This is a genomic window from Streptomyces sp. CNQ085 (assembly GCF_022614595.1).
Taxonomy (GTDB): Bacteria; Actinomycetota; Actinomycetes; order Streptomycetales; family Streptomycetaceae; genus Streptomyces.
In genome coordinates, this window is sequence record NZ_JAJFAU010000153.1 from 1 (window position 1) to 11,191 (window position 11,191).

The 11,191-nt window shown below is 74.6% G+C and carries 9 protein-coding genes; 6 read left to right on the plus strand and 3 right to left on the minus strand.

Annotated elements, in window-relative coordinates:
* The 3 genes from lanKC to LJ221_RS20555 form a co-directional block, all read right to left on the minus strand.
* Window positions 1-1,823, minus strand: a 1,823-nt coding sequence (lanKC, locus tag LJ221_RS20545; RefSeq protein WP_241718206.1) for a class III lanthionine synthetase LanKC, incomplete at its 3' end; no start/stop codon positions are given.
* A gap of 40 nt (window positions 1,824-1,863) precedes the next feature.
* Complete coding sequence (locus LJ221_RS20550) at window positions 1,864-3,222, minus strand: MFS transporter (RefSeq protein WP_241718207.1); 1,359 nt, start codon at window positions 3,220-3,222, stop codon at window positions 1,864-1,866.
* A 175-nt stretch (window positions 3,223-3,397) separates the two neighbouring features.
* On the minus strand, window positions 3,398-3,565 hold the full coding sequence (locus LJ221_RS20555; RefSeq protein WP_241718208.1) for a hypothetical protein: 168 nt from the start codon (window positions 3,563-3,565) through the stop codon (window positions 3,398-3,400).
* Window positions 3,566-3,934: 369 nt separating this feature from the next.
* On the opposite strand from LJ221_RS20555, the gene LJ221_RS20560 reads away from it, so the two are divergent.
* The 6 genes from LJ221_RS20560 (at window position 3,935) to LJ221_RS20585 (ending at window position 10,657) form a co-directional block, all read left to right on the plus strand.
* Window positions 3,935-5,032 (plus strand): radical SAM protein, encoded by a 1,098-nt coding sequence (locus LJ221_RS20560; RefSeq protein ID WP_241718209.1) that lies wholly within the window; start codon window positions 3,935-3,937, stop codon window positions 5,030-5,032.
* Complete coding sequence (locus tag LJ221_RS20565; RefSeq protein WP_241718210.1) at window positions 5,029-5,763, plus strand: iron-containing redox enzyme family protein; 735 nt, start codon at window positions 5,029-5,031, stop codon at window positions 5,761-5,763. Before LJ221_RS20560 ends, LJ221_RS20565 begins: the two co-directional genes overlap by 4 nt.
* On the plus strand, window positions 5,760-5,966 hold the full coding sequence (locus LJ221_RS20570; RefSeq protein ID WP_241718211.1) for an aroma-sacti cluster domain-containing protein: 207 nt from the start codon (window positions 5,760-5,762) through the stop codon (window positions 5,964-5,966). Before LJ221_RS20565 ends, LJ221_RS20570 begins: the two co-directional genes overlap by 4 nt.
* Before the next feature lie 91 nt (window positions 5,967-6,057).
* Entirely contained in the window at window positions 6,058-9,204 is a 3,147-nt protein-coding gene (locus LJ221_RS20575; protein WP_241718212.1) for an adenylate/guanylate cyclase domain-containing protein, read from the plus strand.
* Window positions 9,205-9,207: 3 nt separating this feature from the next.
* A complete protein-coding gene (locus tag LJ221_RS20580; protein WP_241718213.1) occupies window positions 9,208-10,086 on the plus strand; it encodes a S8 family serine peptidase in 879 nt (292 codons plus the stop codon).
* Window positions 10,070-10,657 (plus strand): GAF domain-containing protein, encoded by a 588-nt coding sequence (locus tag LJ221_RS20585; protein ID WP_241718214.1) that lies wholly within the window; start codon window positions 10,070-10,072, stop codon window positions 10,655-10,657. Before LJ221_RS20580 ends, LJ221_RS20585 begins: the two co-directional genes overlap by 17 nt.
* The last annotated feature ends 534 nt before the right edge of the window (window positions 10,658-11,191 follow it).

Sequence of the window (11,191 nt, forward strand, 5' to 3'; positions counted from 1 at the left end):
CCGGCGGCAAGGTCCGCGCCCGTCGGCGGGGGCGCGGCCGAGGCCCGCTCCAGCAGCGCCGCCGCCGCGTCGCCCTCCCCGAGCACGGCGAGGACCGCCGCCGTACCGGGCAGGCCGTCGAGGAGCCCGCCCGCGCGCTCAGGCGGATGCCGCAGAGATGCTTCGGTGAGCCAGCGCACCCACTCCTGGGGAACGTCGGCGCCGACATGTCGCAGGGCGTGCAGCACTCCGGCCGCGCCGTGCGCCGCGCACACGCCGCCGGTGGCGAACCCGTCGGGCCCGCCGGGGAAGAGCCGGTCGGGACGCTCGGGCGTGGCGGCGGCACGTATCCCGGCCACCAGCATGACGCGCAGTCGCTGCCAGTTCGGCTGAGGGCCCGTCAGAAGCTCCGCCACCGGGTCGGTCTGGTCTGCGGCCGAGGAGAGCAGCGCCGGGCGCGGGGGGCCTGCGTCCGGGCTGAGCCGGTAGCGGTCGCGGGCCCAGCGCTCCAGGACGAGGGCCTTGCGGCGGTCGTGGCCCGCCATCTCGGTGAGCGGCATCAGCATGTGCAGCCACGTCGACCACAGGGCGTACGCGTCGGCCTCCGCGCCCCCGGTGCTCGCCGGAGCCTGCATGCCGAAGGCGCCCGCGAACGGGCTCGGGTCGTCCAGCTCCGTCGCGTACTCGAAGTCGATGAGGACCAGGCGGCCGTCGGGACGCAGCACGATGTTGGCGGGGTGCAGGTCGCCGAAGCGCAGGCCGCGGGCGTGGACGGCGGCCAGGGCCGAGGCCAGCCGGTCCGTCACCTCGTCCGCCCAGGCGCGGTAGGCGGCGAGTTCGGCGTCGGAGCGCTCTCCGCGGACCAGGGCGTACCGGGCGACGATCTCCTCGAAGAGGGTTCGCCCCTCGACGTGTTCCTCGATCAGGAAGTGGTGCTCCCAGACGGTACGCACCCCGTGCACCCGTGGCACGCACTCCAGTCCGGCCAGCCGTCGCAGGGCCCGGTGCTCGCGGTGCAGACGGGTGACCGCGTCGTCGCCGGCCGAGTCCAGGCCGCAGTGCGGGCGGGCCTCGCGCAGCACGACCCGCTCGCCGGTCCCGCGGTGCCGGGCGAGGTAGATGCCGCCCGCGTTGGAGAACTGGAGGGCGCGCTCGACCACGTAGGGGAAGCCGTCGTCCCGGGCCGCCGCGCGGGCCGCCAGGTGCGGGCCCAGCTCCGCCGGCACGGTCACCCACGGTGGCACCCGGAAGACCACGTCGCGCTCGTCGGGGACCAGCCGCCCGTCCGGGGCGCGCAGCGCCGGGACCATGCCGCCGTCCGCCGTCCGGCACCAGCGGTCGGTGAAGGAACCGTACCGGACGTAGACGGGAGCGTCGCCGATCCGCAGGTCGCTGAGGATGTAGGGGCCGCGGCGGCCGTCGAGAGCCGCCGACAGCTCGGCCACCAGCCGCAGGAAGGAGGGCTCGTCCGGCGGGTAGGCGGTGACGAACTTGCCGCTGCTGCCGCGCGCCATGTACTTGTCGGACATCAGCGCGAGTGCCTGGCGGCTGCGCAGAAACTTGACCGGCACCCCGTGGCGCAGGCAGATCCGCACGGTCTCCCGCAGTGTCGCGGCGGCCTCGTCGGGGACCGTGGAGACGTGGATCTTCCACCCCTGCTCGGTGACGGGCGCCCCGTCGGGCCGCAGTGCGGTCCACAGTCCAGAGCGCGCCTTGCCCCACCCGGGTGGTGCCGCCTGCCGGTCCAGCGCGAACCTGGTCCCCTCGTCGGGGAGCCGCGCGGGCGTCTCGTAGTACGTCGGGTCGGCGAGCGAGTAGAGCTGGTTCTGGTGGAGGCCGGGCACGGGCCGCCGCCTTTCTGCCGGGGAGGGGGAGCGGGCCGGGTCAGTGCGGGGGAGCGGCGGCCGCAGGGTCCGCTCTGCCGGTCCCCGGGACATCCCCTGCGGCGGCCGGGGGTGCGTCCGGTCTCCCGGGCCTCTCTTTGGCCTCGGCGTCCTCGGCGTCCACGACCGTCGCTTCATAAGAGGGGACCGCTCGGGCCGACGGGGCGAAGGTCACCACGGCGGCCGAGACCGCGAGTACCGTGCCGATCGCCGTGAAAGCGCCGGCCGGGCCGAGGGCGCCGAGCAGCGCGCCGCCCGCCAGCGGCCCGAACGGCTGCACCAGCGAGGAGAGGAACCCGGCCGAACTCTGCACCCGGCCCACCCGGTCGTCCGGGGTCACCACCAGCAGCGTGGAGAGGAAGCCGATGCTGGCGACCGTGGAGAGGAACATGCAGGCCATCACCAGCATCCCGGCCACCAGGGGCACCCGTGTCACCGCCAGCGCGCCGGCCGTCGCCACGCACAGCCAGCAGGAGGCGGGGACGAGCAGCGCGGTACGCCGCTCCGGCCGCAGCCGGGGTGCCAACAGCGCCCCCGCCAGCGCGCCCGCCGAGGTGCAGGCCACGACCAGACCGCCGCCCACCCCCGACCGGCCGCTGTCGGAGAAGACCGACAGGGCGGTGAAGCTCATCGCCCCGAAGCCGAAGTTCATCCCGAGACCGAAGACCAGTAGCACCGTCCGCAGGTAGGGCAGCTGCCAGAGGAAGGCCAGACCGGCCGTCAGCTCGCGGCGGCTGAAGGCGCGCCCGGGGCGCGCCGCCGGGCGTGAGCGAGTACGGACCAGGGCGACACACAGGGTGGAGAGCGCCAGACCGACCGCCTCCGCGAGGAACGGCAGCACGGGATGGACACCGAACAGTGCCCCGCCGATTAGTGGGCCCACCAGCCGGGCGGTAGCGGTGCGTGCCTGGAGCCGGGCCGTCGCCGTCCCCATCTGGTCCTTCGGCACGACGGCGCGCATCAGCCCGAACGCGGCGGGGCCGTAGAGACTGGTGATCACCGCGCCGGCCGCCGCGACCAGCAGGACCAGGGTGAGCGGAGCGTGCCCGTTCCACACCGCGACGACCAGAGCCGTCACCACGGTGAGGCTGCCGAGGTCGCAGAGCCGCATCAGCCGGCGCCGCTCCACCCGGTCCGCGACCACGCCGCCCGGCAGCATCGTCACCAGCAGGGAGGCGACGGAGACCGTCCCGATGGCGCCCGCCTGCACGGCCGAACCAGTCTCGCGCAGTACGAGCAACGGCAGGGCGAGCGCCGTCATCTGGGTGCCTGTCACGGCGAAGAGGCCGCTCAGCCAGAGCAGCCGGAAGTCTCGGTTGGCGCGCAGCGCGACCGCGCGCTCGGGCTCGGGCTCGGTCATGGGTCGGCTCCCGTGGGGTCGGGTGAGGTCAGAACGGGGTCGCGATGGCTCACGGAGAACGCGGCGGGCGCCCTGTGGAGAGCCCGTGACGCCCGGCGGGGCGGTCTCCGTGTGTACGGAGCCGCCCCATCTGGCCGGCCGGGCGCCACGCGGTGGCGGGCGCCCGGCCCGGACGTCACTTCAGGTTCTCGACCACGCTGAGGACGCTGATGCAGTTGCCGTCGACGATGTGATCCTGGTCCACCGAGGTGGTGCCCTGCAGGTCCAGGACCGACGCGCTGTGCGCCTCGACCTCGGGGGACTCGACGGTCTCGGGGGACTCGGGGTTGGTCTTCTCGGACATGGTGGTCTCCGTTCACTTGTGGGGTGTCGCGTCGGATGCGCTGAGGGGGCGGGAACCGCCTCACCGGCTTCGGCGTGCCGTCGGCCCGCCGATGACCAGAACGTTAGGAAACCCGTCCTGACTAACGCCTCGCCGCCGGTATGGCATCGCTTAACCCCCAGCCCGCGGGGGCTTCTCCCTCCCCGCCGGGAGCCCGGACGCCTCCCCGGCCCGGGCCCCTCGCGTCCCGGGCCTCGGCCCATACCGTTCGCCAACCGCTTCCGGACCGTTCGCCAACCCCGGCGCGCGAAGCTCCTGCGGTACGGGTGACGCCCGTGTGGCCCGCCGTGCGGACCTGGCCCGCCGTGCAGGCGGCGGAAGGAGTGACGTATGCGACTCGCGGAGATCATCGGCCTGCGGCCCGAACCGGCGGCCGGCGTGCTCGTCACGCTCACCCGCCGCTGTCCGCTGAGCTGCGCCCACTGCTCCACCGGCTCGGGTCCGGACACCAACGAGCGGCCCGGCCCCGGAGATTTGCGGCGTTTCGTCGCATCGTTCACCCCCTGGGACCGCCCGGAAGTGATGATGCTGACCGGTGGCGAACCCCTGCTCATGCCCGGCCTGGTGCGCGAACTCGCCCTCTCGGCACGCGAGAAGGGGACGCGTACCGCCGTCCTCAGCGGCATGTTCTTCGCCCGTGCCCGGAGCGTCCCGAGGGCCGTGCTGCGCGCCGCTGCCGCCGTCGACCACTTCTCCGCCAGCCTGGACCTCCACCACGAAAGCGAAGTGCCCCGCGCGGCCGTCTTCGCCGCCCTGCGCGCCCTGAGTACCACCGGTACGCGCGTCAGTCTCCACCTGACGGGTACCGGACCTGATGACCCCTACCTGGCCGAGGCCACCGCCGCCGTCGAGCGTGAGTTCGGCGGCACCCTGCCCGTCCTGGTCAACGAGATCAGGGCCTTCGGCCGCGCCGCGACCTGGGCACGTCCGGCACGTGCCGTCGTCGGGGACGACGCGTCCGCCCCCGCGCCCTGCGCGATGGCCGCATGGCCGGTGGTCGCCTTCGACGGGACCGTGCTGGCCTGCTGCAACCAGCACACCGTCGACCGGCGTCCCGTGCCGCCGCATCTGCGTCTCGGCCACATCGCCGAGGACAGCTGGGGCGCGGTCCGCGCCCGCGCCCTCGACTCACCCCTGTTGCGGACGGTCCGCACCGTCGGCCCCCTCCACCTCAGGGCACGCCACGCCCCCGACGTGCCCCCGACCGCCTCCTACTGCGACGCCTGCCGCCGGCTCCCCGCGCTTCCCGGCGTCGTTGCCGCCGCCGAACGGACCGCGTCCGGGGCGGCCGGCGCCCTCCTGGACCTCACCGTCGGGCGGGCCCGGCGCGCTCACGGACCCACCGCTCTGGTCCGCGCCCACGGCTGCGCCGCGTATGCCGCCTGGGTGGAGCGGCCCGAGCCCGGCGAACCGGAGGCCCTACGGTGAACACGGGCTCGGCCTCGGGCCGCCTCCGGGCCAAACTCTCACTGGTCGAGGCGGGGCCGCACGGCGCCACCGCCGCTCTGTGGCGGGCCGGCCGGCCACGGGACCGTTACCTGGCCTACCTCGTGACGATGCACCAGGTGATCAGGGCCTCCGTGCCGCTGATGGAACGGGCCGCCGAACTCGCGGACCAGGCCGCATCAGGCGGCGCCGACCCGCTCGGCAGCCCCCTTGCCCGCTACCTGCGGGCCCACGTCCTGGAGGAGACCGGCCACGACGCCTGGCTGCTGGAGGACCTGACCGCCGCCGGGGTGGACACGCAGGCCGTGACCGGGGCCGTCCCCCCGCCCGACGTCGCCGCGCTCACCGGTGCCCAGTACTACTGGGCCGAACACCACCACCCGCTGGCCCTCGTCGGCTACATCGCCGTCCTGGAGGGACACGCGCCGGCCGCAGGGCTCGGCGCCGTGCTGGCCCGGCGCACCGGCCTGCCCGAGGCGGCGTTCCGTACGGTCCGGGCCCACGCGCAACTTGACGCGGGCCATGTCGACGACGTGTACACCCTGCTCGACTCCCTGCCGCTGACCGGGCGGGACGAGGCGCTCCTCGCCGTCAGCGCCCTGCACACCGTGGACGCGCTCACTCGTATCTTCGTCCGGCTCGGGCGCCGTGCACCGGCCGCCGTGCCGCTGCGGGAGACCGGACGGCCCACACCGACGGGAGGTCCCGGATGACACCACCCCAGCGACCCGATCTGCTGACCCAGCTGCACGAGGCAGGGTTTGCGGTCGACCTGCTCACCGAGGAGCAACGCGAGGTCCTGACCGGCCTGGAGCCGGAGGAACTGGCCGTCCTGCTCGACATCAAGGGACGGCTCGACGCCGTCGGCCCGGAGGTGCAGGCGCACGGCGAGATCGCGGGCGGCGCCCTGTTCTGACGCCCGTCGGTCCCGGCCCGCACGCGTGGGCCGGGACCGACGCATCGACGCCGCCCGCCCGACACCGTCCTGCCAGGAAGGACCCCGAAAGATGACCTGCTCCGCGTGCCACCAGGCGCTCCCAGCGGACGCCCGGTTCTGCCCGGCCTGCGGGACGCCCGCCGCCCCCGGCGCCGAACGGCCGGAGCCGGCCGCCGTCCCCGGTCCCTCGCTGCCCGAGGACAAGCGCAAGCCGGTGACCGTGCTCTTCTGCGACATGGTCGGCTCCACCGCGCTCTCCGGCGCCCTCGACCCGGAGACGCTGCGCACCGTCACCCTGCGCTGGTTCGGGCTGATGAGCGCGGAGATCGAGGCACGTGGCGGGACACCGGAGAAGTTCATCGGCGACGCCGTCATGGCGGTCTTCGGCGTCCCGCACGTCCACGAGGACGACGCCCGCCGGGCGCTCGCCGCCGCCCTCGGCATCCGCGAGGCGCTGGAACGCTTCAACACCGAACTGGACCGGGGCCTCGGCCTGCGCATCGGCATCCGGATCGGCGTCAACACCGGTCAGGTGGTGGCCGGTTCCGACGCCACCGCCCGGCAGGCGCTGGTCTCCGGCGAGACGGTCAACGTGGCCGCCCGGCTGGAGCAGAACGCCGGCCCGGGGGAGATCCTGATCGGCCCGCAGACGCTGAGCGCCGCCGGCCCCACCGTCTCCGTCGAGGAGGCCGGCCCCCTCGCCCTCAAGGGCAAGGCCGACCGCGTCCCCGCCTACCGGCTCCTCGCCCTCGGCGCCGACGACCCCGAACTGCTGCGCCGCTTCGACGTCGCCTTCGTCGGACGCCGCACCGAACTCGCCCGCCTGGCCGAGGAGGCAGAGGCCGCCCGCCGCGGAGCCCGGCTACTGCACCTGGCGGGCGAGGCGGGTACCGGCAAGACCCGGCTGGTAAGGGAGTGGCGCAGCCGTGCGAACGGCTCCGGCCGCCTCGTGTACGGCGCCGGACGCTGCCGCGGCTACGGCGACCACGGCTCCCTCGCCCCCCTCGCCGACGCGGTGCGCCCGGTCCTGGCGGAGGCCCCGCCGCCCGCGGACGGCCATCAGGACGACACCGCCCTCGGGGTTCTGGCCGCCGGGCTGCTGGACGACGGCACGCCCAACGTCCCCCTGGAGGAGATGTGCGCGGCCCTCGCCGCGGTCCTCGCCCGCGCCGCCCGCACCTGCCGCCCGGTCCTGTTGCTCGACGACTGGCACTGGGCCCCGCCACTCCTGGTACGCGCCGTCGAACTGCTGTACTTGCGGCTCGGGGACGCGCCGGTACTGATCATCTGCGTCGGCCGACCCGTTGGGACCACCCCGCCCCCCGCCGCGATCCCGTTGCGCCTGGAAGGGCTAGACCGCGATGAGTCGGCCCGCCTCGCCGCCGAGCTGACCGGGACGCCGGGGGCTCCGGTCGCCGCCCGGCTGCTCGACCGGGCCGAGGGGAACCCGCTCTACCTGGAGCAACTCCTGCTGCCCGCCGACGACAGCGCACCTGCGCTCCCCGGCGACGAGCTGCCCCCGACCCTCCAGGCCCTCCTCGGCGCCCGGATAGGCGCCCTCAACCCGGCCGAACGCTTCGTCCTCGACATCGCCTGCGTCGTCGGCCGGGAGTTCGACCCCGTCGAAGTGGCCCGCCTCGCGGCCACCGCCCCGGGCGCGACGGCCCCGCAGGAAGGCGACGAGCCGCCCACCGTCCTGCCGGTGCTCCAGCGCCTCCGGCGACGCCGCCTGGTCGAACCGGCCGGCACCGGCCCCCGCAGTCCGTACCGCTTCGCCGGCGGCCTGGTCCAGGAGGTGGCGTACGCCTCTCTCTCCAAGCGGGCCAAGGCGGAGCGCCACGAACAGGCATCCCGGCTGCCGAGCGTCACCGCGGCCGGGGACGCCGCCGTCGGTGGTCACCTGGAGCGTGCCTGCCGTCTACGGGCCGCGCTCGGCCTCATCGACGACCGGACCACTCTGCTGCGCGCCCGGGCCGCCACCGTACTCGGCAGGGCCGGTGCCCAGGCCGTGGCCCGCTCCGACCTCACCTGGGCCGACAGCCTGCTGGGCCGCTCCGTCGAACTGGCCGAGCCCGACGCACCCGGCGCGGTCGCGGCCCTGCGCCGCCTCGGCGAGGTACGCGTCGCGCTCGGCCGGACCAGGGAGGGCACCGCCCTGCTGCGCCGGGTGGTGACGGAAGGAGCCGTCCCGGTCGAGGCCGCCCACGCCCGCCTCGCCCTCGCTGTCCAGGACCCCGGGGCCGCGCTCGCGTCGGTCGCCCGTGCCGTGCTGCCCGTCTTCGAGGCAGCCGGTGACCTGGTCGGCCAGGCTCGCGCCCGCCTCCGCCTCGGACAGCAGCGCCAGTCCACCGGACGCCACGAGGAGGCCGACCGCGAACTGGTCCGTGCCCTGGACCAGGCGGTCGCCGCGGGCGCGGAGCCCGAGCGGGCGGCGGCTCTGGGAGCCGTCGGCGTGTCATTGTGGCGCGGGCCCGAACCCGTCGCCGCCGCGATCGACCGCTGCCGGGCCCTGCTCGCGGCTCACGGCGGTGGCCGGCCCACCGTCGGCGTCACCCTCAACTGTCCGCTCGCCGTCCTCCTCGCCCTGGACGACCGGCCCGGCGAGGCACACGCCGCCCTCGCCGAGGCGGCCCGGCTCGCCGCCGACCTCGCCTACGCCGAGGCCGGTGTCTTCCTGCCGGTCTTCTGGGCCACCGTCACCGCCCTGGCCGGACGGTGCGTCGAGGCCCTGCGGCTGCTCGCCGACGCCGATGCCGAGGCGGAGCGCCTGGGCGCGGACGGGATGCGGGTCGCCATCGCGCTGGAGACCGGACGGCTGCTGCTGGATGAGGGACGCGTTCTCGAGGCGGCCGAGCGCCTTCTACCGGCCAATCGGGCCGACGCGCTCGCCCGCGCCGACACCGTCGACCTCGCCGGGCTGCGGGCCCGGCTGGCTGCCGCCGACGGACGGCGCGAGGAGGCCCTGGCCTCCGCCGACGAGGCCGTGGCCACCGCCGCGCTGTCCGACTCGCCCCTCCTGCGGGCGACGGCCGCCCTCGACCGTGCCCGCGTCCTCGCCTCGCTCGGCGCACCCTCCCGCGCCGAGGCGGAGGCCCGCCGCGCCGAGGAGTACTTCAGCGACAAGGGCCATCAGCCCGGGGTACGGGTCGCCCGCACCCTACTGGGTGGCCCTGTAGGCGTCCAGGCCCGTACGACCACGAGCGAGAGGGCGAGTTGACCCATGGGGACGACCACCACCGGGGCACCGCCCGGTACCGCGTTGACCTGGAGCCTGCGCGGCCGGGGCCCCGATGATCTGCCTGTCGTCGCCGACCCCGCCGTGCCGGACGGACCCGCCGAGGGGACCGGGCGCGGCGTGCGGGTCTGTGTCGTCGACTCCGGCGTGGAGCGGGACCATCCGCTGGTCGGGCCGCTCGCCGGTTCCTGGGTCGTCGTCAAGGACGGGGCCACGGGCGAGGCGGAGGTCCTTCCCACCACCACCGGCGACACCTGCGGGCACGGCACTGCCTGCGCTGGCATCATCCGCCGTACCGCGCCGGAGTGCGAGATCACCAGTGTTCGGGTGCTCGGCGAGCGGTTCTCCGGCACCGGGGACGTGCTCCTCGCGGGGTTGCGGTGGGCCGTCGACCAGGGGTTCGACCTGATCAACCTCAGCCTCTCCACCACCCGCACGCGATTCGCCCACCACCTGCACGAGCTGGCCGACCGCGCCTACTTCGCCCGGACGGTACTCGTCGCCTCCGCCCACAACACCCCCGTGGAGAGCTTCCCCTGGCGGTTCGCCTCGGTACTCTCCGTCGGCAGCCACCAGGAGGACGACTCCGCCCTCCACCTCTACAACCCGTCTCCGCCGGTCGAGTTCTTCGCCCCTGGCCAGAACGTGACCGTGCCTTGGCTGGGCGGCGCCACCATCCGCACCACCGGCAACAGCTTCGCCACCCCGTACATCACCGGTCTCAGCGCGCGTCTCCTGTCGGCCCGTCCGAGAATGACGCCCTTCCAGCTCAAGAGCGCCCTCTATCTGTCCGCGGCCAACGTGAAGCTCGCGCCGCGGCACCACCTTCCGGCAGGAAAGGCTTCCGATGACTCCGAGAACTGAACCCTTCACCGCGCCGGTCCCGCTTTCCGACGGTGCCGGTGACGCCCGGCGCTGCGAACTCCTCCAGTCCGTGGTCGAGGTGGCGCGCGCCATCTTCGGCGCGGCGGCGGGCTCCGTCCTCCTCCTCGACGAGGAACGTGACGAACTCGTCTTCGCGGCCGTCTCCGGCGAGGGCGAGGAGTTCCTGGTCGGCCGCACGTTCCCGGCGGGCAGCGGAATCGCCGGCTGGGTCGCCACCTCGGGCGAACCAGTCGTCGTCGACGACCTCACCGCCAGCCGTTCCTTCGACCGTTCGGTCGCCGAGTCCACCGAGTACGTGCCGGACGCACTGATGGCCGCTCCCCTGGTCAGCGACGGCCGGGTGCTGGGAGTCCTGGAGGTCCTGGACCCGTCCCCCCAGGCCCGCTCCGGCCTCCCCGAACTCGACCTGCTGGCCCTCTTCGCGCGCCAGGCGGCCACGGCCCTGCGGGTCGTCTCTCCCGATCCTCCGGCAGCGCTTCCCCCGTCCCGCCGCGCGGACGCCCTGCGTCTGCTCGGCAGCCTGGAACAACTCCTGCGCGAATCCGCGTGACCTGTGTCCGCAGCGCGCCGAGAGTGTAGGGCCAGGCCACATTCCAGCCCTGCGGACTGACCTTTTCGTACATTCGGTGGGTGTGGCTGCGGAGGGTCGGGCCGGTGTGGGCGAGGCGCACGGCAGTTCCAACGGGTCCGGCCCGGGAGCGCAGTGGGAAGCGGCCCATGGCCGGCCGTTCCTGTCCGCCCCCGGGCCCGCGCCGTCCGGCTCCGGTCTGTCGACGGGCGGAGCCGGATCAGAACCCCTCGCCCGCCGCGGCAGCACAGCTCCCCCTGAGCTGCCCCGATACGTGTCGCGGTGACGCTGATCCAGTCAGGCGGGGCGGTTCCGGCTTTCGCGCTCGGTGGCTCACTTCGCCGTATTGAGGCGGAACTGTTGAGTTGCCTGGCTCGTTGGTGGGGTGTGGCTGAGCCCGGATCCACCGGCTGATGTTTCCGAGGTCCGATTTCTTGCCGAGGGCTGATGGTGGTGTGGGGGCACGGGTTCGAGGGCGTGCAGTGTCCGCCGTGCTCGGGTCGCGGCCTGTCCGGG

Coding starts and splice junctions, on each gene's coding strand:
- LJ221_RS20550 (WP_241718207.1), bottom strand. CDS start 3,222: ATGACCGAGCCCGAGCCCGAGCGCGCGGTCGCGCTGCGCGCCAACCGA.
- LJ221_RS20555 (WP_241718208.1), bottom strand. CDS start 3,565: ATGTCCGAGAAGACCAACCCCGAGTCCCCCGAGACCGTCGAGTCCCCC.
- LJ221_RS20560 (WP_241718209.1), top strand. CDS start 3,935: ATGCGACTCGCGGAGATCATCGGCCTGCGGCCCGAACCGGCGGCCGGC.
- LJ221_RS20570 (WP_241718211.1), top strand. CDS start 5,760: ATGACACCACCCCAGCGACCCGATCTGCTGACCCAGCTGCACGAGGCA.
- LJ221_RS20575 (WP_241718212.1), top strand. CDS start 6,058: ATGACCTGCTCCGCGTGCCACCAGGCGCTCCCAGCGGACGCCCGGTTC.
- LJ221_RS20580 (WP_241718213.1), top strand. CDS start 9,208: ATGGGGACGACCACCACCGGGGCACCGCCCGGTACCGCGTTGACCTGG.
- LJ221_RS20585 (WP_241718214.1), top strand. CDS start 10,070: ATGACTCCGAGAACTGAACCCTTCACCGCGCCGGTCCCGCTTTCCGAC.